We start from the raw sequence: 24,160 nt of genomic DNA, 5'->3' as shown, positions 1-24,160 counted from the left end.
TAAGAGTGGAGCCGCCCGGAGCTGTCGCTAAACAGGAAGGTGGCGGCTGTACGCAGGTTAGCGAACCGGTTATAGGCACCCGGCAGACCCGAGGGTCTCCCGCATACAGCCACCATAGCGGAGTTGCAGACGTTGAGCCTGCGACAAAGCATGGAGCGCTGATGCACCTATTTATGATTCGAGTCGCTAAACCCGATCGCTGTTTTTCAGCGACCGCCAAACAATAGAACCCGCCCCCAAGGCGCACAAGCCGGCGGATTCTGGCGGATGCGTAGGCAAAGGCGCAAGGTCGCGTGGCTTTGCGGACATAATCTTCAACACTCTTCAACACTGCGTTGATTTGTGCCCGAAACGACAAAACCCGCCGTCCCGATCGAACGGGGCGGCGGGTTTGTATACCTGATGCGCTGTATTGTTCTGTAGGCGTCAACGCGAGCAGTCTCGCCAGTATGTTCAGCCTTGAAAGGGGCGGGATCAGAACTGATAACCGACGCCGGCGTAGTAACCCCAGCCATTGGAACGCGCCCGGAAGTTGCCGTCGCCAAAATTCAGCTCGCTGCCATCCTCCCAGTTGCCGCCGTTGTGGAAATAACGGCCGACCAGGGTGAAGCGCAAGTGGGTGAACGAGTACAGCAACACGTTGGTCGCCACCGTGGCATTGGCGGTGCGCGCCGGATTGTCCTTGTGCAGGTCCGAGCCGAAATCGAAGTTGGTGAAGCCGATGTAGGTCAGCGAGGCACCGTTGCTGAATGTGTCGATCGGCACGATGTACTTGAGCTGCGCGCGGTAGCCGTCCCACGAATATTCGTTGCTGGCGCCGTAGTTTTCCCACTGGTAGCGCCCGTACAGGTTGGCCGACAGATTGACCCGCGAATGGGTGTCGATGTCGGTGCCGAAACCGCTGTACAGCGTGTTGGCGCGGTTCTCTTTGCGGCTGCCGTGATCGTAGATCCAGTCGAACGCCACGTACCATTCCTTGAACGGCCCGATGGCCAGGCTGCGCCCGGCGAGGTAGTCGATGGAGATGCGCGGCTCGTGCTCCATGAACACCGGCGAGCCGTGATCCCACACGCCTTTGTCGTGGCTGTTGCCGATGTTGAAGATCTTCGGAATGTCGATGTAGCCGTACAGCTCGAACGGGCCCTTGCGCCCGAAGTACTCGTATTCCAGGTAGATGTCATCGGCCGGTTGCGGGCCGAAGCTGATGTCCTTGCTGCCGATCAGCATCAGGTCCTGGTTGTACCAGTCCGACAGGTACGCACCTTTTTTTGGCGGGCTGGCTTCGGGGCTGAGGGCTTCACCCTGGGCGGATTCATCGGGCAAGACCGGTTGCGCCAGCGCGGTGTGGCTGAGAACTCCGGTAACGCCGGCCAGTAGCAGGGAAACAGCAAAAGTGCGCGCACCGCGAAGGCGGTGGCAGGAAAAAGCGTGCATTCAAAGTCCTTTTTGCGGATCAAGGCCCGGAATCACGGGCCTGTACGGTTTTGTAACGAAAATGCGGTCAACAGCGACTCGCAAACGTTTGCACAAGCCGTACCAGTTTCCCAAGCCGCTGAAAAATCGATTGATTCGCGGGTTAACCTGGCGACTCGATCAACGCCCCCTCAAAGCGCCTGCAATCGTCCTCAAGCCCTTGCTCAGAACGGCCGGAAGTATCGACGCAGGGCCTTATCGCACAAAAGTATTAACACTATTTAACCGATGCTCCATCGCAGGGCATCAACTAGCGTGTGTCTGGAATGGGACGGTTTATCTGATGACCGTCATACGCTTGATACGCGTGTTGGATCTTGCCGCTGTTACACGCCTTCAAGGACGAAATCGGCCACGAAAGGAGTAGCCCGTGGAAGCAAGGTTTGGTGTCGCCCTCGTTTCGCGTTTTTCCCCACTGTCCCTTGCTGTGCATCTGAGTGTCGCCGGGTTGCTGTTCGGCGGTGTCAGTGAGCAGGCATTCGCCACCTGTTCGGCGGCGGGCTCCACGATTACCTGTTCGGGCGTTCCGAGCCTGCCGCTGTTTCTCAATGACTACAGCAGTGCCACCAGCGGCCTGACGGTCAACGTCAACTCGGGCGCGCAGATGAATGCGACGCTGGGCGGCAAAGTCATCAACCTGACCGGGGCCAATATCACCCTGAACAACTCCGGCACCGTCGACCCGGCCTTGCTGGGCCTGGTGTCGATCCTCAGTGGCGGTGCATTCATCGGCACCGGCGCGACCAGCACGGTCAGCGTGGTCAACAATGCCAGCGGGATCATGCGTGGCACGGGGATGTTGCTCGGCCTCAACCTGACCAGCATTGACGGCCTGGCTATCGGCGTGAACAACGCGGCGGCGGGTACCACGACCATCACCAACAACGGCACCATTACGTCCACCGGGCTGTCGGTCGGCGGCATCACCCTGGCCGATACCCCGGTGGTCGGGGTGTATGGCGGTTCGCAAGTCAACATGACCAACAGTGCCAGCGGCACGATCAACGGCCGGATTGCGTTCGAGACGTCGGCAGCAGGCAACACCTTCACCAACGCCGGTAACATCACCGGCGGTGTGTCGATGGGCGCGGGCAGCACCAACACCTTCTACGCGATCACCGGGTCCAGCGTTAACGTCGGTGACGGTGTGCAAGTGTCCGTCGGCCTCGGTGGCCTGGTCGGCATCAACCTGACCTTCGCCCCGACCGGCACCATCGATGGCGGCGCGGGGGGCACCAACACGCTGATCCTGCAAAACCCGATCGGCGTCGGTGGTGGCGTCACCGGGACCGGCACCGCGTCCAGCGCGACCTACGTCAACTTCAACAACCTGACCCTCAACAGCGGCACCTGGACCTTGCAGGGGCCGTTGGTCAGCGGGGCGACCACCCTCAATGGCGGTGTCGCGCAGTTCAACGACAACGCCGCGTTCGGCAGCGGTGTGCTGACGTCCAACGGCGGGATTCTTCAGGCCAGCAATGCCGGTTTGTCGCTGGCCAACCAGATCAGTCTGGGCGCCGGTGGCCTGACCCTGCAGGGCATCAACGGCACGACCCTCAACGGCGTGATTTCCGGTACTGGCGGCCTGACCAAGATCGGCAGCGGTCAGCTCAACCTCAACGGCATCAATACCTACACCGGCAACACCGTGCTCAACGGCGGGGTGGTGCTGGTGGGCAACAACCAGGCGTTCAGCACCGGCGGCATCACCGTTGACGGCGCTTCGAGCATCTCGGCAACGACGCCGATTTCGCTGGCCAACGCGATCACGCTCAACAGCACCCTGACCGCAACCGGCACCGGAGCGCTGACCCTGGGCGGGGTGATCAGCGGTACCAGCAACCTGACCAAGACCGGCAGCGGCAGCCTGACCCTCAACGGCATCAACACCTACACCGGGAACACCAGCCTCAGCGCCGGCACCTTGCGCGTCGGCAACAACAACGCGCTGGGCACCGGTGTCCTCAACACCAGCAACGGCACCAGCCTCGACAGCACCGGCAACGTGACCCTGGCCAATAACGTCGGCATCACCGGTGCGTTAAACGTGCTCGGCAGCAATGCCCTGACCCTGGCCGGCATCGTCTCCGGCACCGGCGCGATCACCAAAAGCGGCAGCGCCAGCCTGACCCTGACCGGCAACAACACCAACAGCGGCACCACCGCGCTCAATGGCGGCAGCTTGCTCGTCGGCAGCAACACCGCCCTCGGCACGGGCGCGTTGAACGCAGCGGCCGGCACTACGCTGGATGCGACCACCGCCGTGACCCTGGCCAACGCGGTGGCGCTGGCGGCGGATCTGACCATCGGCGGTACTCAGGCGCTGGGCTTGAGCGGGGTCATCAGCGGCGCCGGCAATCTGATCAAGAACGGCACCGCAAACCTGACCCTCAGCGGCAACAACACCTTCTCCGGCGGCACGGCACTGAATGCCGGGACGCTGATCGTCGGCTCCAACACCGCGCTGGGCACCGGCGCGCTGACCACGGCGGCGGGCACCACCCTCGATGCCAGCACCACTGTGGCACTGAACAACGCCGTCGCCCTCGGCGGCAACCTGAACATTGGCGGCAGCGCCAACCTGACCCTCGGCGGCGTGGTCAGCGGCAGCGGCGGGCTGACCAAGAACGGCGCGGCGAACCTGATTCTCAACGGCACCAATACGTTCCTTGGTGCTGTTGCGTTGAACGCGGGCACCATCACAGCGGGTGCCAACGCTGCGCTCGGCAGTGGCAATATCACCGTCGGCGGCGCGGCGACCCTCGACAGCAATACCGCGGTGACGCTGAACAACAACGTCATTCTCAACAACAATCTGGGGATCGGCGGCAGCAGTGCACTGACCCTCGGCGGCGTGATCAGCGGCGCCAGCCAGTTGATCAAGAACGGCACGGCCAACCTGACCCTCAACGGCGCCAACACCTTCACCGGCGGCACCGCGCTCAACGCCGGCAGCCTGACCGTCGGAAACGGCGCGGCGCTCGGCACCGGCACGCTGACCGTGGGCGGGGCGGGCGGCACGCTCAACAGCAGCGCCAACGTGACGCTGAACAACGCCATCGCGCTGAACGCCAACCTCACCACCGGCGGCGCCAACCCGCTGACTCTGGGCGGTGTGATCAGCGGCGGCAGCAACCTGATCAAGACCGGTGCTTCGACCCTGACTCTGACCGGCAACAACACCTACACCGGCGCTACTTCGCTGAACGCCGGGACCCTGGTCGTCGGCTCCAACACCGCCCTCGGCACTGGCGTACTCAACGCCGCCAACGGCACCACACTGGATGCCAGCACGGCGGCGAGCCTGGCCAACAACGTCAACCTTGGCGGCAACGTGACCATAGGCGGCAGTAACGCGCTGACCCTCGCGGGCGTGGTCTCAGGTGTCGGTGGCCTGATCAAGAGCGGCCCGGCCGATCTGATCCTCAACGGCGCCAACACCTACTTCGGCAACACCGCGCTGAACGTCGGCAAACTGATCGTCGGCAGCAACACCGCGCTGGGCAGCGGTGCACTGAACGCAGCGGCCGGCACCACGCTGGATACCAATACCGCCGTCACTCTGGGCAACCAGGTCAACCTCGCCGGGGCGCTCAATGTGGGCGGCAGCGCGGACCTGAGCCTAACCGGAACCGTCGCTGGTGCCGGCAGTCTGGTGAAAAACGGCGCGGCCAATCTGAATCTCAATGGCACCAACACCTACGCCGGCGGCACCACACTGAATGCTGGCACCCTGACCGTTGGCAACAGCTCGGCGCTCGGCACCGGCGCCTTGACGGTGGGCGGTGCGGCAACCCTCGACAGCAGTTCGCCGCTGGTCAACCTGGCCAACGCAGTCGTGCTGAATGCGGCACTGAGCGTCGGCGGCACGCAGAACCTGACCCTCGGCGGCGTGCTCAGCGGCACCGGCCAACTGGTGAAAGACGGGGCGGCCAACCTGACCGTCAACGGCACCAACACCTTCAGCGGCGGCACCACCCTCAACGCCGGCACCCTGACCCTCGGCGCGCCCGGCGCATTGGGCAGCGGCACGCTCACCGTCGGTGGCGCCGCGACGCTGGACAACAGCAGCGCTTTCACCCTCGGCAACAACATCACCCTCGATGCCGGGTTGACGTTGGCCGGCAACAACGGCCTGACCCTCAGCGGCGTGATCGACGGCGCCGGCAGCCTGACCAAAACCGGTCTGGACGACCTGGCCCTCAGCGGCACCAACACCTTCACCGGCGCGCTGAACATTGCCGCCGGCAGCGTCACCACCCTGAGCAGCGGGGCGCTGGGCAACACCTCCGGCGCCAACATCAGCGCCGGCGCCAGCCTCAACCTCGGCAGCAACGCCAGCCTCGACGGCCTGAGCGGCAGCGGCAGCGTGCAGATCGGCGGCGGCAACACATTGACCGTGGGCGGGGTGAGCAGCACCAGCACCTTCGACGGTGACCTCAGCGGCAACGGCGGTCTGACCAAGGTCGGCACCGGCACCCTGAACCTGACCGGGATCAACGGCATCGTCGGCAACACCGCCGTCAACGGCGGCACCCTGAACCTCAGCGGTTCGCTGGCCAGTGCCCAGGTCAACGTCAATACCGGCGGCACCCTCACCGGTAACGGTTCGGCACTCGGCGCGATGACCATCAACAGCGGCGGTCACCTGGCTCTGTCGTCGGGTAATACACTCTCGGCCGGATCATTGACGCTCGCAGCCGGCAGCAATGTCGATGCGGCGCTGGGGACGCCATCGACCACGTCGCTGATGAACGTCGGCGGCAACCTCACCCTCGACGGTAATCTCAACGTCACCGATGCCGGTGGGTTCGGCGTCGGTGTGTATCGTCTGTTCAACTACACCGGAGCCCTGACCAATCTGGGCCTGGACGTTGCCAGCGTGCCGGTCGGTTATGGGCTGGGCGATCTGGTGGTGCAGATCGGGGTCGCCAATCAGATCAACATTCAGGTCTCGGCGCCGAATTCGGACATTCGTTACTGGGACGGCAGCCAGACCATCGCCAACGGCACTGTCGATGGCGGCAGCGGTACCTGGAGCGGCGCCGGCACCAACTGGACCGACGCCAATGGTCTGGTCAATCAGACCTGGGCCGGCGACTTCGCGGTATTCCAGGGCACGGCCGGCACGGTGTCGGTCAACGGCACGCAACTGTTCACCGGCATGCAGTTCCTCACCGATGGCTACAACGTGGTCAACGGCACCTCGGGGCTGCTGACCGCCGTCAACGGTGCCGGCGGCACCACGGCGATGCGCGTTGATCCGGGCGTGACCGCCACAGTCGGCGTGAACATCAACGGCAGCGGCATTCTCAATAAACTCGACAGCGGCACCCTGGTACTCAATGGCGCCAACAGCTACACCGGCGGCACGCAACTCGATGGCGGCAAAATCGTGGTCGGCAGCAACACCGCGCTGGGCAGCGGTGCGTTGATCGCCAATGCCGGCACGCAACTGGACAGCAACACCGCCGTGACCCTGGCCAATGCGGCCACGCTCAACGGTAACCTGACGATCGTTGGCAGCAACGCGCTGACCCTCAACGGCGTGATCAACGGCACCGGCGGGCTGATCAAGAACGGCTCGGCCAACCTGACCCTTGGCGGCAACAACGCCTTCCTCGGCCCGGTGGCATTGAACGCGGGCGGACTGGTTCTGGCGGCGAACAGCGCGCTGGGTTCGGCTACTCTGAACGCGGCGAACGGCACTACCCTGGATGCCAGCAGTGCTGTCACGGCGGGTAACGCGATCAACCTGGCGGGCAACCTCGGCATCGTCGGCAGCAACGATCTGACACTCAGCGGTGCGATCAACGGCGCCGGCAGCCTGACCAAGAACGGCGCGGCCAACCTGATCCTGAGCGGGGCCAACAACTTCCTCGGCGGCGTCACCCTCAACGCCGGCACCCTGACCGCCGGCAGCAACGGCGCCCTCGGTCTGGGCAACCTGACGGTGGCCGGTGTTTCGGCGCTGGACAGCAACACCTCGGTGTCGCTGGGCAACAACGTGGTACTCAACGCCAATCTGACCAACACCGGCAACAGCGACGTGGCCCTCAGCGGCGTGGTCAGCGGCACTGGCGGTTTGATCAAGAACGGCGCCTCCAACCTGACCCTCAACGGCATCAACACCTACAGCGGCGGCACCACCCTGAACGCCGGCACCGTGACCCTCGGCACCGCGGCGAGCCTGGGTTCCGGTGCGGTGACCGTGGCAGGCGCGTCGACCCTCGACACCACGGCGCCGCTGGTGCTGGCCAACAACATCAACGTCAATGCCAACCTGAGCGTGGCCGGCAACAACAACCTGACGCTCGGCGGCGTGATCGCCGGGGCGGGCACCCTGACCAAGAACGGTCTGGCCGACCTGACGCTGTCCGGCAACAACACCTTCAGCGGCACCTTCGACGTGCAGTCCGGCAGCCTGACCACCCTGGGCAACTCGGCACTGGGCAGCAACGCCGGAGTCAATCTCGGCAATGCCGCGACGCTGAACCTCGGCGGTTCGGGCAGCCTCGCCAGCCTGACCGGCAGCGGCACTGCACTGATCGGCGGCGGCAACACGCTGAGCATCGGCGGCAACAACGCCAGCAGCATTTTCGGCGGTGTGCTCACCGGCACCGGCGAGTTGAGCAAACTCGGCACCGGCACGCTGACCCTGACCGGCCTCAACAGCCTGACCGGCAACACCACGGTCAACGCCGGCACCTTGAATGTCAGCGGCTCGCTGGACAGCGCCAGTGTGCTGGTCAACAGCGGCGGCACCCTGACCGGCGGCGGCTCGCTCGGCGGGGCCGTGACCGTGGCGGATGGCGGTCATCTGGCCGGCGCCACCGGCAGCACGCTTTCGGTGAATTCGCTGGTGTTCAACGCCAATTCCAACTTCGATGTCGGCCTCGGCACACCGGTCTCCGGTGGCGGCAACCCGCTGGTCAACGTCGGCGGCAACCTGACCCTGGACGGCACCCTCAACGTCAGCGACATCGGTGGATTCGGCAGCGGCGTGTACCGCTTGATCAACTACACCGGCGGCCTGACCGACAACGGCATGCTGATCGGCACCGTGCCGGGCAGCGTCACCCCGAGCGATCTGACCCTGCAAACCGCACTGGCCAACCAGATCAACCTGCTGGTCACCGCACCGGGCGTTACCGTGCAGTTCTGGGACGGCAACCAGCTTGTCGCCAATGGTTCGGTGGATGGCGGCAGCGGCACCTGGGGCACCGGCACCACCAACTGGACCGACGTCAACGGCACCACCAATCAGGCCTGGACCAACAACTTCGCGGTGTTCCAAGGCACGGCGGGCACTGTCACGGTGAACGGCGCGCAAACCATCACTGGCATGCAGTTCGTCACCGATGGCTACAGCCTGCAGAACGGCACGGCCGGTTCGCTGAATCTGGTCAACGGTTCGCTGGGCAATGCGACTGTGCGGGTCGATCCGAACGTCACCGCGACCGTGGGCGTGGCGCTCAATGGCGCCGGCACACTGGGCAAATACGACACCGGCACCCTGGTGCTCAACGCCGCCAACGGCTACACCGGTGGCACCGCGCTCAATGGCGGCAAGATTGTGGTCGGCAACAACGCGGCCCTCGGCACCGGCGTGTTGACCGCCGCCAATGGCACGGCGCTGGACAGCAATACGGCGGTCAGCCTGGCCAACGCCGTGGTGCTCAATGGCGGACTCACCGTCGCCGGCTCCAACGCGTTGACCCTCGGCGGTGTGGTCAGCGGCAACGGCAGTCTGATCAAGACCGGCGCCTCAAGTCTGACTCTCAACGGCAGCAACACTTACAGCGGTGGTACTCAGCTGTCCGGCGGTTCGCTGATCCTGGGCAACAACAGCGCGATCAGCAGCGGCGCCCTCAGCGTGCTGGGCAATGGCACCCTCGACAGCACCTCTGCGCTGCAACTGGCCAACGCCATCAACCTGGGTGCGGAACTGACCCTGGCCGGCAACCAGAACACCACCCTGATCGGTGCGATCACCGGCAGCGGCAGCCTGGTGAAAAACGGCAGTGGCGACCTCGTCCTTAGCGGCGCCAACACTTACAACGGCGGCACGACGCTGAACGGCGGCAGCACCCGTGGCGACACCAGCAGCCTGCAAGGCGCCATCGCCAACAACGCGACGCTGACCTTCGAGCAGAACAGCGACGGCAGCTACACCGGCAACCTGACGGGCGCCGGCACACTCAACAAAACCGGCACTGGCGCCTTGCTGCTGACCGGCAACAACACCTTCACCGGCAACACCGCGGTGCAGGCCGGTGCGCTGAACGTCAACGGTGTGCTCAACAGTGCCAACGTCAACGTTGCGAGCGGGGCGAAAATCGGCGGCAGCGGCGTGTTCGCCGGCGCCGTGCAATTGGCCAACGGTGCGACGCTGACAGGTGGCGGCGCTGCAACGCCGTTGTCGGTCGGTTCGCTGGCGTTGTCTTCGGGCACCAACCTGGACTTCACCCTCGGCTCGGCCGCCAGTTCCACAACCGTGGTCAACGTCGCCGGCAACCTGACCCTCGACGGCACGCTGAACATCAGCAACGCCGGCGGCTTCGGCACCGGGGTCTATCAACTGTTCAGCTACGGCGGCAGCCTGACCAACAACGGACTGGTCTACGGCAGCCTGCCGGTGTCGGCGGCCAACCTGACCCTGCAGACCGCGCTGGCCAATCAGGTCAACCTGCTGGTGCAGAACACACCGGGTGAAGTGCAGTTCTGGAACGGCGGCACCACCAATCCGGACGGCAGCATCGGTGGCGGCAGCGGCGTGTGGGGGCCGGGCACCAACTGGACCGATCCGAGCGGTACCCAGGCGTTGGCGTCGAACGGTCAGTTCGCCGTGTTCGGCGGGCAGAGCGGGACGGTCACCGTGCAAGGCAATCAGAACTTTACCGGGTTGCAGTTCCTCTCCAGCGGTTACAGCCTGGTTCCAGGCGCCGGCGGTACGCTGACCCCGGTCAACGGCCCGGGCGGCAGCCTCGCGCCGGTGCGGGTGAATGCCGGTGGCAGTGCGGAAATCTCCGCACCGCTGGTGGGCAGTGGCGGTATCGAGAAGCTCGATTCCGGCACCCTGGTCCTCAGCGGCGCCAACACCTACAGCGGCGGGACCACGGTCAGCGGCGGTACACTGATCGGTAATACCACCAGCCTGCAAGGCAACATCCTCAACAACGCCTCGCTGGTGTTCCAGCAGAACGCCAACGGCCAGTTCAACGGTCGCCTCAGTGGTGTTGGCGCCCTGGCCAAACGCGGTGCCGCGCGCTTGCTGCTGACCGGTGATCAACCCTTCAGCGGCACCGTGGCGGTGGATCAGGGCGTGCTGCAAGTCGGCAGCCGTGCGGCGCGAGCGTCCCTCGCCGGGCAGGTCACCGTGGCCAATGGCGCGGGCCTGGGCGGTAATGGCAGCGTCGGTTCGGTGGTCAACCATGGCGTGGTGGCTTCCGGTGGTGAGGACGGCACCTTGAGTGTCGCCGGCAACTTGACCAACGCCGCTGACGGTGTGCTGGCCCTGACCGTCAGTTCGCCGACGGCTACTCCGCTGGCCGTCGGCGGTACCGCGACCTTGAGTGGTGGTCTGCAGGTCAACAGCCTGGCACCGTTCACCGGCAACACCGTGTACTCGCTGATCACCGCCGGTGGCGGGGTGACCGGCACCTTCAGCGCCGCCGACCTGCCGCAATATGCCTTCCTCGACACGGCGTTGGTGTATGACCCGAACGCGGTGAACCTGTTGGTCAGCCGCAACGGCAACTCGTTCGTCGACGTCGCTGCTACTCGCAACCAGCGCAACACCGCTTCGGCGTTGATGCGCAACGGCGCGGCGGGCAGCGCGTTGCAGGACGAAATCGTCAACCTCAGCGTGGCCGGGGCACGTAACGCCTTCGACAGTCTGTCGGGGGAAATCCATGCCAGCACCGCCAGCGCAGTCCTCGAGGATTCGCGCTACGTGCGGGACGCGGTCAACGACCGTATGCGCCAGCCGTCGTGCAGCGCGCCGGACGATCCACGCCGCGCCCTGGCCCCGAGCGACAACCAACTGAGCAGCAACGGCTGCCACGGCGAAATGGTCGGTTGGGCCCGTGCACTCGGCGCCTGGGGCGAGTCGGACGGCAACAGCAACAGTGCGAAGCTGGATCGCAACCTGAGCGGCTTCATGCTCGGCACCGACAAGCAGCTCGACGACCAATGGCGCGTCGGCATGGCCGCCGGCTACACCCGCAGCGATCTGGACGCCCATGATCGTCGCTCGGATGCCACGGTCGAGAGCTACCACCTGGCGGCGTACCTCAACTCGCAATTCGATGCCCTGGCGGTGCGCCTCGGTGCGGCGTACAGCTGGCACGACATCGAGACCAAACGCGACGTCAGCGTCGGCGCCTACAACGATCGGTTGAAGGCCAATTACGACGCCCGCAGCGCCCAGGTGTTCGGTGAAGTCGGTTATTCCATCGAAGCGGCCGGGATTGCCCTGGAACCGTTCGCCGGTCTGGCGTACGTCAACTACGACAGCGACAAGGCCAAGGAGAAAGGCGGAGTAGGGCGTCTGCGCGCCGAGTCCGATCAGGACATCACCTTCTCGACCCTGGGCGTGCGCGCCGGTAAGGTCATCACCCTGGCCAACGGCGGGCAGTTCACCCCGCGCGCGGCCCTCGGCTGGCGGCATGCCTTCGGTGATACCAAGCCTGACGCCGACCTGACCTTCATCGACGGCGGCGCCTCGTTCAACACCCAGGGCGTGCCGATTGCCAAGGACAGCGCGGTGGTCGAAGCGGGCGTGGACTTCCAGATCAGCCCGACCGGCAAACTCGGTATCGGTTACTCGGGGCAGTTGTCGAACGAGAGCAACGACCATGCGATGACCATCAGCTTCAGCCTCGGATTCTGATTCAGGAGCGAAGCACTTCAGCCGCCCGCAAGGGCGGTTTTTTTTTGCCAGTTCACAGGCTGCGGCAGTTGCCTTCACCGAAGCTCGGATTTTGCTGTAGGCGTTTGCTAAAGCGGCAGGCTTGTTTCTGGCATCACGGACATGTCCTACACGATTAAACGATTGTCCTGACTGCGTCGAACCGTAGACCCACGCAAAGTCCCGAGCCTGAAAAAGGCACAGGGAAATGTGAATGTTCGGCGCCAGCAAACCGGTTGTATTCAGACTCGATATAGAGGGTTTTCCCCACGACCTTCAGGTGTTCGAATTCCGGGCCAGGGAATCGCTCAACCAAACCTACCAGGTCGAACTCGAGTTGGTCAGCGAACGCCGCGACCTTGATCTCGAAGCCCTGCTGCACCGGCCAGCCTTTTTGTCATTCTGCCCGGACGGCTCTGGCATTCACGGCCAGATCCATCGAGTCGCGCAAGGTGATTCGGGCACACGCTTGACCCGCTACCAGATTGTTCTGGTGCCCCATCTGGCCTACCTCGCCCATCGTCATAACCAACGAATTTTCCAGCATCAGAGCGTGCCGCAAATCATCGCCCGCGTGTTGAGCGACCATGGCATGCAGCCGGATGCCTGGCGTTTCCAGCTCAGCGCCGATTACCGGCCTCGTCTGTATTGCGTGCAATTTGAAGAGACGGACTTGTTCTTCATCCAGCGCTTGTGTGAGGAGGAGGGACTGCACTTTCATTTTCAGCACAGTCGCGACGGGCACCTGCTGGTATTCGGTGATGATCAGAGCGCTTTCCCCACGCCGGCTGCACCGACGGCTTATGCACAAGGCAGCGGCATGGTTGCCGAAACTGCGGTCATAGACCGCTTTAACGTCCGCGTGGAAACCCGCACCACGCACGTCAGTCGCCGTGATTACCACTTCGAAAAGCCCACCGTGCAACTGGACGCCGAAGCCAAAGAAATGCGGCTTCCAGTGCTTGAGGATTACCGCTTTCCCGGTCAGTTCACTCATCGCGATCAGGGTAGACATCTCAGTCAACGCGCCCTTGAGCGGCATCGCGCCGATTACCGGCAAGCACAAGGGCGCAGCGATCAGAGCCTGATGCGCAGTGGCAGCTTCGTCGACATCAGGGAACATCCACGCGCCGATTACAACGGTTTATGGCTGCTGACCCGTGTCGATCACGTTGGCCGACAGCCGCAAGTGCTGGAAGAGTCGGCGACCGATCTTGCTACCGCAGACGGCTTCACTCAGGGCTATCGCAACCACTTCGTCGCGACGCCCTGGGACGTCATTTTTCGCCCCGCCCTCGAACACCGTAAACCCCGAATCAACGGCAACCAACATGCCGTGGTGACCGGGCCGCCCGGCGAAGAGATTTACTGCGATGCCTACGGCCGGGTGAAAGTCCAACTGCTGTGGGACCGCGAAGGCCAGCTCGATGAACAATCCAGTTGCTGGTTGCGCGTAGCCACAGGCTGGGCTCATGACCAATACGGCAGCGTGCAGATTCCGCGCGTCGGCATGGAAGTGCTGGTCGGGTTCACCGAGGGGGATCCGGACAAGCCGTTCGTGCTGGGTTGCCTGCCCAACGCCGTGACACCAGTGCCGCTGGATCTGCCAGCAGAGCAGACCCGCAGTATCTGGCGCAGCCAGAGCAGCCCCGGTGGTGGCGGTTACAACGAGCTGCGCATCGAGGACAAAAAAGGCGCCGAAGAAATCGCCATCCGCGCGCAACGTGACCTTGTCCAGCTCGTGCTCAATGACCAGCGAGTCCAGGTCGACAATCAACGCACCGTGGTCGTTGGCGGCATTGCCAGTCATGAGCTGCACAGCGACGAACACCATCTGACCCACGGCAATCGCCTGACCGAACTCAAACAGGAAGATCACCTGTGGGTGCATGGCGACCGCCACATTCGGGTCGCCAGCCAACGGCTCAGCGCCGGTCAGCAAATCCACCTCGGGGCCGGTCAGCAAGTGGTCATCGACGGCGGCACCCATGTGACGATCAAGGCCGGCGGGCATTGGTTGACGCTGGGGCCCGAAGGCATTCGCAGCAGCGTGCCGATTCTTCAGGGCGGCGCGCCTGCGCCGGGAATGGCGGCGCAACCTTTGGTGCCGGGGGCGTTGCCGTTGTTGAAAGTGGCATTTGATCCGGTTCAGCAACGCCATGCCCTGCTGTCTACGCGCACTTCGCGTTGTCTGATCTGCGAGGCTGCCCGCGCGTGAGCCTTTCGACCGGTCTGCCCGACGATTTGCCATGGACCCGACACCAGGCCTTTTTGCTGCTGGATGGGGCGACGATCAGTGATCTGCCAACGCGGTTGAAGCAGATTAACCCTTCGGTCAGCACATTGGCTCTGTATGACCAGCCACCCTTCGCGGCACTGCGCGATCTATCGCCTCTGCTCGTGGCCATCGAGCGGGCTGACGAGCCATTGGTACGGTTCTTCCTGCAACACGCAGCGCAAGAGTGGGGCGTGCTGTTGTTCAGCTGCGCGCCGATGCACAGCGTTGGTGAACACCTGCGCAAACTGCTGAGCGTCGAATTGCCGGCCGGGCAATCGGCGTTGTTGCGGCTGGCCGATGCCGGGGTGGTGCATGCGCTGTATGCCAGTGGCGATCAGCGTTTGTTCGGGCCCTTGACCTGTGTGGCAACGGCGGACTGCGTCAACGATGCCTGGCACGTCCATCGGCCTCGGCAGGCCGAGTGTCCGGAGCTGCCTGTCCCTTATTGTCTGAACCCGGAACAGAACGCGGCGCTGGATCAGGTGGATCGGCGCCGAGCGTTGCTGGATCTGGATGCGCATCTGTTGAAGCACTTTTCCCGATTTCATCTCGGAGAAAACCTGACCCAGCGCTGGCCAACGCTGCAGCAAATGGAAGCCCAGGCCAGCGCGCTTGGCCTGAGCAGCCGATCCGAGTTGTTCAACTTCGCCAACCTGCTGGCGTTGCTCGACAGCCGCGATATCGCCCAACACCCGCAAATCCACCACTTGTTCCACACGCCTTCTCTGCAATCACCGGGCGAGCGCCTCACGCTGGCCGTTGATGTGGCGCAGCGTTGGGCCAGTCAAAGGGAACGCCCATGACCCATCCCGCCATCCTCGACGCTGCCGCCGCCTCGAAAGCCCCCATCGTTGCGCCCGCGGCTTGCCCGCTGCAACAAACCCATGTGCAACTGCTGCCGTTGAGCTACGGCCTGGTGGAAAGAGCGTTCGATCCGGGCACCGAATTGAATTTGCCGTACACCTTGACCGCGCGCCCGTTGGGCATCCGCCGGCTGCGCGATGGCTGGCTGTACATCATCGACAGCCTCAGCGGCGAGTTGTACGAATACCGAATGCTCGACGGTATCGTCACGGCCCTGCTGCACCAGGGCAAACAGGTCAGCGAGGATCAGCGCGCAGCGATTGAAGCGCATCCGGCGCTGATCTTTCCCCGGCAAAGTACGTTGTACGTGACCTTGGCCGAGGTGCAGTGGACGGCGGGCAAGTGCCATCAGGTGCTGGACAGCCGCGAAGAGCGCGAGCACTTCATGCAGGCGGTCGATCTTGCAGCGGTGAACTGTCTGACCGGTGGCGAGCATTTACTCACCGTGGAGCAGACCAGACAGTGGTTGGCGGAGGTGGCCGCCGGCGCGGAACCTGTCGCGGAGGTTGACGCAACGCGGATGCCAACCGTGCAGGTCAGCGACGCTCCCGAGCACGAACGCGAACCTTATCTGTGGGAGCAACCGCGGCGTTTTCGCCCAGCGCACATCGGCGAATTCCTCGGCCGGGTGCGCGGGCCGTATCAGGACGACACGCTGTTTCTGCTGGTCAACGACGATCTGGGTGTGATGCGCGATCTGGCCGAGTATCAGGACACCGTGGTCGGCTGGGTCGATGAGTGGAGCAACACCGGCAACAACGCGCGCGATTATCTGCTCGCCAGCTATATCGAGTCGCTGAGCCAACTGAGCGAGACCGATGTCGACGGATTGGCCAAGGCCAGCGAACAGCCGCAGGCCAAAGCCCTGTTTGCCGATCTGGAACAGTTGCCCGAGCCGGATCGCGAGAATACGCGCAAGGCGTTGCTCGATTATTTGAACAAGGGCGGGGATGTCCAGGCCGATGCGCCAGCGCCGCCCGAACTGCAAAAACTGCGCGCTCAGGGTTTTGATGACGGCATGGGACAGAATCGTCTGGCCCCTACGGCTGAGGTGGATCGGCGTTTTTACACGCGCCAGTACTTCGAAGCCGTCGCTCCCCAGGACTTTGTCGAACAGCATCTGGAGACGCTGATCCGCCTCGGCAAGGATCAGGATCGGCGCATCAAAGACGTGCTCGACGGCCCGCTGCTCAGCGGTAAACGCGGGATCAACGACCTGATCGACCGCCCGGCGATGGACGAGCGACTGAACCTCCTGCGTGACGACCTCGGTCGCTGGAACCGCATGCTCGAACGCATCACCGCCGACCGCACGCAACTGCTGGTCGGCGGACGCTTCCATCGTTCGGCCTGGTACTACGACGCGCAAGTGGCGGCGCAACTCCATCAGGCCCTCAGCGCCGAATACGCCTGCCTCAAGGACCTGTGCCGCAGCGACGAAGCCAGCGAAAAAATGCTCGGTTATCTGGAGGAACACCCGGAACTGACCCGAACGGTCTTCTACACCTTGCCGCTGCGCCTGCAATCGGAGCAGAGCGGGCAATACTCAACGCTGTTCAACGCCCTCATGGCCACGTTCAACAACCTGCCTGACTGGCTGGCCAAGCTGAAAAAGATCGAACAACCGCAACTGCCGGCCCTTGACGACATGCCCGAACACACCCGCGTCGTCGCGGCAGCCGTGCAGGACACTTACAGCCCGGCACTGAACCTGGGCCTGAACCGCGTGCTGGAAGGCTTCGACCTCTCGGCCGAGAAAATCCCCGACCTCGATGAACTGTTCCAGCGCCTGCCCAAAGCACTGCGCCTGCGCCTGTTCGACGCGGCAAAAACCAGCGGCGTGACCTTCACCGTCGCCAGCCCGGCTGAGCAGTCCGCGCTGCAAACGGTGATCAAGGAAGTTCTGCGCGAACGCGAATACCTCACGACCCTCAACCGTGAGCGCAACCAGATCACCCACAACAAGAATCGTCAGGGCCACAAGACGGCGAGAGCGGTGGAGCTGCAGGAAGAGATCGTGCGGGTGCGGGCGCAGTTGACGCAGATCGAAGGGCGATTGGCGGCAGCGTTGAGCCCGATTGATGAGCTGCCGGATCGCTCGGCCCGGTTGTACGGCGCGACGCCTGCGAGGGCAGGGGTGACGGTGGTATTTCCGCCGGCGCAGCAGCAGGAACTGCGCGGGTTGTTGGGGAATATCCGGGCGGGATTGGGCGGGGTGTCGGCGGGGAGTCTGGTGAAGACGGAAGGGATGGGGTTGGTGGTGGTTTTGGTGCAGGTGGTGAATTTGGTGGGGGCAGCAAAGGAGCTGAAAAAACAGTCCAGAAACGAACGAAGCTGGGGGCCGGTTTTGAATGCCTTAATGGCCACTGGTGCTGCTGGGTTCACGGCGGCACAAAGTCTGGGTGATACGGCGTTGAAAGCTCGAAGTGGTGGGCTTGCTGCAAATCTTCAGCGGCATGCTCTGCAGAATGTGTTTGTGCAGATGGGGAAGTTACATATTGGGCTAGGCGCACCCACTTACCTCTTAGGCCTCATTTCGTCAGCAACGAGCTTGAATACCCAACAGAGGAAGCTGCAGGAGGCAACGAGAAGAGGGAATCGTCCTGCGCGAAACACTGCGGCACTTGCAACATTGGGTGCGGGCGGCCTAGTGACAGTTAATGCATATGGGCTCTCCAATACGGTTCACGCAACATTCACTGTTTTGAGTGCTCCGAACAGTGCAGCACGTACCGTCGCCTGGGCCGCCGCTGGCACACGTCTTTCCACCGTGTTTTTCCGCTTCAATCTGGCGGGGGCTCTATTCACCGTGCTGGAACTGAGTGGTACCTGGTTGTTCAACCGTTACAACTTCAGTGCCCATGATAAATGGCTGAAAATTACGCCTTGGGGGAAGGATACCGACATGCGGGGTGACCACTCTCTGAAGAATTACCAAAGTTATCTGGCTTTTCTGATCCACGCGCCTTACGCCCAACTGGGACCCAATCCTTATGATTCCTGGCTGATGAACCTGCTGTTCAAAGCCAGACCCAGCGATATCCACCTCGTGTTACCCAGACTGACTTTGGGTGATCTATTGCCGCCTCTCGGCGGGAAAGCTACTCACCTATTGGGCATCGGCGCCCACCGTATTTCGATGCCGCTTCACAGTCGCGGAACCCCACGAGAGCGCAAGGATGTGGTCAGCGAAGAGGTCCTCCGCAGCCTGCGCATCGTCAAGTCGTCATCGGAAGGCTTGGTGCTTTGCCTCCAGTACCCGATAGACCCGGATTCCGAGTTCACCCCGACGAAAGAAACACTGGAGTTGGCGGTTTGTGTTCAGAACCTGAACGACAAAGGTGAATGGACATCTCGCACCCGTGTCATTCATATCGATCCTAGGGGAGAGGGGCATTTTGCAGTGGTTGCTCCGCAGTTGATTAAAGAAAAACCACCGGTTTTGCTCGTTGAAACCCAATTTCTGGAGCTGGCCGCTCATGCTGAATAATCACGTCGAGCCGGGAGTTATTCCGCAATTCGAGACCTTTCGAAAAGCAGGAGATGTCGAGCCGTTTCCGGGCGGCAAAGTTACCTATCTCGCGCCGCTACCTTTGCCAACACCAATGCCTCCCTATGGGCCTCATATCGGGAGTCTGAATGACGTATACATGGACTTTGGCCTGGGATCTCCACAGGTATTTTCATGGCAAGTCATTTTGGGAGGCCCTTTCAGCGTTGCATGCATGATCGCCTTTCTATTTCCCTTAATAGGTGGCTTCCTGTTTTTTTTATTTGGCATGGGATGGGAGGACATAACTCATGCCATAAACGGGATTTTTCACGAGGCCTATGGAAAAGCATTTCTTGCCCTTTTCTGGGGACTACTTATCGGCCTCGGCGTCTGGCACCACAACCACAAAAAACGCGCCTCAATCATCCCGACCCGTTTCAACCGCCAACGCCGCGAAGTCTGCTTCATGCCCGAAGGCGCCACCGAACCGGTCTTTGTCCCTTGGGAATCCCTCTCCGCCTGGATCATCGAAGCCCAGGGCGCGACCCAATACGGCATCCACCGCCAATACGGCATGGGCATCGGTTTCTACCACGGCGAAACCCTCACCAGCCTCGAATTCCAATGCGCCGGCCTGCCGCTTGCCATCAGCCACTGGGAGGCCATTCGCGGTTACATGGAATACGAAATCCACGACCTCAAATCGATTCAAGACCTTCAAGACCTGCAAGGCCCCGACGACCCACCCCACGAAGGCCTGCACACCTTCCGCAACGCCCGCGCACGCATGCACCAACAGATCCGTGAAGGTTCGCGCACTCGGCTGTCGGGTTTCTTCTGGTACCTCTATCACGTCATGACCTTGTGGACGATTCCAAACCGCCTCGTCGAATGGGAAGTGCGCCGTCTCGAACGGATCGGCAAACAGGCACTGCCCGAAGCCATGCGCAAATGGTCGGAACCGCTGCCGAAGGATCAATGGGCCAAACCGAGTGAAGAGTTGCTGCGACTCAGTGAGCAAGTACGCCAACTGCAAAAACGCCAGCCGCATCGGCCGATCACCGAGATCTTTGCCGAGGTGCAACGCTAGTCCCGGGGGCAGTAGGGACGCAGGGTGGTCGATTGCATTGAGCGGCAGAAACGTGCTTCCCATCCCCTCTGCTAGTATTTGCCCCACTGCCTCCCGGAGACTGCCCCCATGACCGAGCCCATCCGTCTGACCCAATACAGCCACGGCGCCGGTTGTGGCTGCAAGATTTCGCCCAAGGTGCTGGAGGTGATTCTGGCCGGCAGCGGGGCGCAGAACCTCGATCCGAAACTGTGGGTCGGCAACGCGTCGCGCGATGATGCGGCGGTGTATGAAATCGATGCCGAGCGCGGGGTGGTCTCGACCACGGATTTCTTCATGCCGATCGTCGACGACCCGTTCGACTTCGGCCGCATCGCCGCCACCAATGCCATCAGCGACATCTACGCCATGGGCGGCGATCCGTTGATGGCGATTGCGATCCTCGGCTGGCCGGTCAACGTGCTGGCGCCGGAAGTGGCGCGAGACGTGATTCGCGGCGGACGTGCGGTGTGCGATGCGGCGGGGATTCCGCTGGCCGGCGGGCATTCGATCGATGCGCCGGAGCCGATCTTCGGTCTGGCCGTCACGGGACTGGTGGAAAAGCGCTTCATGAAACGCAACGACACCGCCACCGCCGGTTGCCTGCTGTACCTGACCAAACCGTTGGGCATCGGCATCCTCACCACCGCCGAGAAGAAGGGCAAGCTGCGCCCCGACGACATCGGCGTGGCCCGGGACTGGATGTGTACGCTGAATAAGCCCGGCAGCCGTTTCGGCAAACTGGCCGGGGTCACCGCGATGACCGATGTCACCGGGTTCGGGCTGCTCGGGCATCTGGTGGAAATGGCCGACGGCAGTCACCTGACGGCGCGGGTTTTTTATGACCGGGTGCCGCGGCTTTCGAGCGTTGAGTACTACCTCGAACAGGGCTGCGTGCCCGGCGGCACTTTACGCAATTTCGACAGTTATTCGAGCCGCGTCGGGCGAGTGCAGGAATTGCACAAGCGCGTGCTGTGCGACCCGCAGACCAGCGGCGGGTTGCTGGTGGCCGTGACCCCCGAGGGCAATGCCGAATTTCTCGCCGTCGCTGCCGAACTCGGCCTTGCGCTTGAGCCGATCGGTGAATTGATCGCGCGACAGAGCCACGCGGTCGAGGTGAATTGATGACCGCCGACTTCACCGACTACCGCGACATCTTCCTCAACGATCGGCCGCTGATGGACGCCCGTGCGCCGGTCGAGTTCCACAAGGGCGCGTTTCCCGGGGCGGTCAATCTGCCACTGATGAACGACATCGAGCGGCAGCGGGTCGGCACTTGCTACAAACATCACGGTCAGCAGGCCGCCATCGAACTGGGCCATCAACTGGTCTCCGGCGCGGTGAAGGCCGAGCGTCTCCAGGCCTGGGCGGAGTTTGCCCGGACGCATCCCGAGGGTTATCTGTATTGCTTTCGTGGCGGCCTGCGTTCGCAAATCGTCCAGCAGTGGCTGAAGTCGGAAGCCGGCATCGACTACCCGCGTATCGGCGGTGGCTACAAGGCGCTGCGAGGTTTTCTGATCGACACCCTCGAATCGGCTATGGACGAGTGTGATTTCGTGCTGCTGGGCGGCATGACCGGCACCGGCAAGACCGAAGTGCTGGTGCAACTGCGCAACAGTGTGGATCTGGAAGGCCATGCCAATCACCGGGGCTCGAGTTTCGGCAAGCGCGCCACCGGTCAGCCGTCGAACATCGATTTCGAGAACCGGCTGGCCATCGACTTCCTGAAAAAGCGTGCGGCCGGCATCGATCAGTTTGTGCTGGAGGATGAGAGCCGGGTGGTCGGCAGCTGCGCGCTGCCCTTGCCGTTGTATCAGGGCATGCAGCAGTACCCGATGGTCTGGCTCGAAGATCGTTTCGAGCAGCGCGTCGAGCGGATCCTGCGCGATTACGTGGTGGATTTGTCTGCCGAGTTTCAGGCCGTGCATGGGGAGGAAGGTTTCGGGCGGTTTTGCGAGCGCTTGCTGGAAAGCCTCGACAACGTGCACAAGCGCTTGGGCGGCGAGCGGCATCGACGGATGCGGGTGTTGATGGAGGAGGCGCTGGCGGAGCAGGGCCGCAGCGGGGCGGTGGAGTTGCATCGCGCGTGGATCGAGGGTTTGCTGCGCGAGTATTACGACCCGATGTATGTGTTCCAGCGCGAGAAGAAGGGCGGGCGGATCGAGTTTGCCGGGGAGCGGCAGGCCGTTATCGAGTACCTGTGTGAGCGGGTCAAACCCAAGGCCTGACGGGACCCGAGCGGGCCCCGGACAAACTCAGGTCGGACAGCTTTCCTGGCCGTTATCCAGTCCCTGTTTGTAGCTGTGGCTCTGCAGGCTGGCCTTGCCGTTGTGCCAGGTCAGGGTCAGCACATACAGCGAGTCGTAATCGCTGGATTCCCAATCCTCGGTGATCTTCTGCTTCCCGCCGACCGCCTTGTCCGCCACCTTGTTGATCAGCTCCGGCAGGTAGCCATGGGACCACGCGGTGTAAATGGTCGAGTTGTGATACTTGTCTTCGATCAGTTCCCGGGCCAGATCGCTGGTGTCATTGGCCGAGAATTCGATGTTCACCGGCAGGCCGAGCTTGATCGCGGCGGGGCTGATGGTCATCAACGGGCGGATATAGCTGTAGGAGTTGTCCAGCTCGCCTTCCTCGACATTGCGCGTCGGATTGGCGGCGAACACGTAGTCGGCCTTGCCGAATTTTTCCGGCAGCAGGGTCGACAGGTCGATGGCCCGGTTCAGGCCCTGGCAGTTGAGCTGGCCGAGACCACCGGCCGGTTTCTCCGCATGGCGCAGGAACACCAGGGTCTGGGTGCCGTCCACCGGTTGCGCACGGCTTTCGCTGGATTCCAGCGACAGGAACAGCGCGCTGACCGCCAGCAGGGTGGGCAGGGCCACATACGCGCGATGTTTGAAGCGGTTGGCGACTTTCATCAAGTTCGTCATGAGATAAGGGTTCTTCAGTCTGTTCGGTTAAGGCTGACAAACCTCTGCACCGGGGCTCGCGCGCCGGGTGTTTTCCCTGTCATCAATGGCTTGCTTGGAGCCCCCTGAGGCCCGTTTGGTTCGATCCGCTTGAGTGCGCCGCACTTTACCGTTGAGGCTGTGCGGTTGGAGGGAAGGTTAACCACAGGATGTTGCGGATTTAAGTAAGCCGGCGGGCGAGGGCGTAAAGAACCCGAGCCAGAGCGCTGTTCGTGGATTATGCTCAGGCCTTTCATTTTGTGACTGGATGCTACACATGACTGATCTGTCCGCGTTCCCGATCACCCAGAAATGGCCGGCGCAGTACCCTGACTGGATTCAGCTCTATTCCCTGCCGACCCCCAACGGCGTCAAGGTCTCGATCATGCTCGAAGAGATCGGCCTGCCGTACGAGCCGCACCGCGTGGGCTTCGACACCAATGACCAGATGTCTCCGGAATTCCTCTCGCTGAACCCGAACAACAAGATCCCGGCGATCCTCGACCCTCACGGCCCCGAGGACAAACCGCTGCCGTTGTTCGAATCCGGCGCGATCCTGATCTACCTCGCCGACAAGAGCGGCCAGTTGCTGGCCCAGGAAGGCGCGCTGCGCTACGAAACCATTCAGTGGCTGATGTTCCAGATGGGCGGTATCGGCCCGATGTTCGGCCAGCTCGGTTTCTTCAACAAATTCGCCGGCAAGGACTACGAAGACAAGCGTCCCCGTGACCGCTACGTCGAAGAAAGCCGCCGCCTGCTCAGCGTCCTCAACACCCGCCTGGAAGGGCGCGACTGGATCATGGGCGAGCGCTACACCATCGCCGACATCGCCACGTTCCCGTGGGTGCGCAACCTGATCGGCTTCTACGAGGCGGGCGATCTGGTCGGCATCAACAACTTCCCGAACGTCACCCGGGTGCTGGAGCGCTTCCTGGCGCGGCCGGCCGTTGTGCGCGGGCTGACCATTCCTTCCTGATCCTGTGGCAGCCGGGTGCGCAGATTGTTGCGTGCCCGGTAACGCACTGTTGATTGATCCAGGTTTGTACCCCGATCCCCGCAAGGCATAAGCTTCGCCCCCTACGAC

Annotated in this window: 10 protein-coding genes; 8 read left to right on the top strand and 2 right to left on the bottom strand. The window is 62.8% G+C overall.

The features are described from left to right. Window positions 1-474: 474 nt before the first annotated feature. The gene (locus ACEN93_RS06900) at window positions 475-1,434 is read right to left on the bottom strand and encodes a nucleoside-specific channel-forming protein Tsx (RefSeq protein WP_039770240.1); all 960 of its coding nucleotides are present in this window, start codon (window positions 1,432-1,434) and stop codon (window positions 475-477) included. Window positions 1,435-1,843: 409 nt separating this feature from the next. Between ACEN93_RS06900 and ACEN93_RS06895 the strand changes: the two genes are divergently transcribed. The 7 genes from ACEN93_RS06895 (at window position 1,844) to mnmH (ending at window position 22,356) form a co-directional block, all read left to right on the top strand. Beyond that, window positions 1,844-12,367 (top strand): autotransporter-associated beta strand repeat-containing protein, encoded by a 10,524-nt coding sequence (locus ACEN93_RS06895; RefSeq protein WP_495611228.1) that lies wholly within the window; start codon window positions 1,844-1,846, stop codon window positions 12,365-12,367. A gap of 232 nt (window positions 12,368-12,599) precedes the next feature. Next, entirely contained in the window at window positions 12,600-14,603 is a 2,004-nt protein-coding gene (locus ACEN93_RS06890) for a type VI secretion system Vgr family protein (protein WP_495611227.1), read from the top strand. Beyond that, on the top strand, window positions 14,600-15,466 hold the full coding sequence (locus ACEN93_RS06885) for a DUF4123 domain-containing protein (protein WP_495611226.1): 867 nt from the start codon (window positions 14,600-14,602) through the stop codon (window positions 15,464-15,466). The genes ACEN93_RS06890 and ACEN93_RS06885 overlap by 4 nt, the downstream gene beginning before the upstream one ends. After that, a complete protein-coding gene (locus ACEN93_RS06880) occupies window positions 15,463-19,017 on the top strand; it encodes a toxin VasX (RefSeq protein ID WP_495611225.1) in 3,555 nt (1,184 codons plus the stop codon). Before ACEN93_RS06885 ends, ACEN93_RS06880 begins: the two co-directional genes overlap by 4 nt. Continuing rightward, window positions 19,007-20,110 (top strand): hypothetical protein, encoded by a 1,104-nt coding sequence (locus ACEN93_RS06875; RefSeq protein ID WP_495611224.1) that lies wholly within the window; start codon window positions 19,007-19,009, stop codon window positions 20,108-20,110. Before ACEN93_RS06880 ends, ACEN93_RS06875 begins: the two co-directional genes overlap by 11 nt. Window positions 20,111-20,218: 108 nt before the next feature. Then, window positions 20,219-21,253: a selenide, water dikinase SelD gene (gene selD / locus ACEN93_RS06870; protein ID WP_495611223.1), complete on the top strand. Its 1,035-nt coding sequence runs from the start codon at window positions 20,219-20,221 to the stop codon at window positions 21,251-21,253. Further along, window positions 21,253-22,356 carry a tRNA 2-selenouridine(34) synthase MnmH gene (mnmH, locus tag ACEN93_RS06865; protein ID WP_103387403.1) on the top strand — a complete coding sequence of 368 codons (1,104 nt, stop codon included), beginning with the start codon at window positions 21,253-21,255 and terminating at the stop codon, window positions 22,354-22,356. Before selD ends, mnmH begins: the two co-directional genes overlap by 1 nt. A 27-nt stretch (window positions 22,357-22,383) precedes the next feature. On the opposite strand, the gene ACEN93_RS06860 is transcribed toward mnmH, so the two are convergent. Further along, entirely contained in the window at window positions 22,384-23,058 is a 675-nt protein-coding gene (locus ACEN93_RS06860) for a histidine phosphatase family protein (RefSeq protein WP_074689123.1), read from the bottom strand. A 295-nt stretch (window positions 23,059-23,353) separates the two neighbouring features. Between ACEN93_RS06860 and ACEN93_RS06855 the strand changes: the two genes are divergently transcribed. After that, window positions 23,354-24,052: a glutathione S-transferase family protein gene (locus ACEN93_RS06855; RefSeq protein ID WP_039770231.1), complete on the top strand. Its 699-nt coding sequence runs from the start codon at window positions 23,354-23,356 to the stop codon at window positions 24,050-24,052. Window positions 24,053-24,160: the final 108 nt, after the last annotated feature.

The sequence above is a fragment of the Pseudomonas sp. Pseusp21 genome (assembly GCF_059492145.1).
This window is presented reverse-complemented; position numbering and strand designations above follow the sequence as displayed.

Bases quoted from the DNA above. Each gene is read 5' to 3' on its own strand.
- ACEN93_RS06900 (WP_039770240.1), bottom strand. From the start codon at position 1,434: ATGCACGCTTTTTCCTGCCACCGCCTTCGCGGTGCGCGCACTTTTGCT.
- ACEN93_RS06890 (WP_495611227.1), top strand. From the start codon at position 12,600: ATGTTCGGCGCCAGCAAACCGGTTGTATTCAGACTCGATATAGAGGGT.
- ACEN93_RS06880 (WP_495611225.1), top strand. From the start codon at position 15,463: ATGACCCATCCCGCCATCCTCGACGCTGCCGCCGCCTCGAAAGCCCCC.
- ACEN93_RS06875 (WP_495611224.1), top strand. From the start codon at position 19,007: ATGCTGAATAATCACGTCGAGCCGGGAGTTATTCCGCAATTCGAGACC.
- selD (WP_495611223.1), top strand. From the start codon at position 20,219: ATGACCGAGCCCATCCGTCTGACCCAATACAGCCACGGCGCCGGTTGT.
- mnmH (WP_103387403.1), top strand. From the start codon at position 21,253: ATGACCGCCGACTTCACCGACTACCGCGACATCTTCCTCAACGATCGG.
- ACEN93_RS06860 (WP_074689123.1), bottom strand. From the start codon at position 23,058: ATGACGAACTTGATGAAAGTCGCCAACCGCTTCAAACATCGCGCGTAT.
- ACEN93_RS06855 (WP_039770231.1), top strand. From the start codon at position 23,354: ATGACTGATCTGTCCGCGTTCCCGATCACCCAGAAATGGCCGGCGCAG.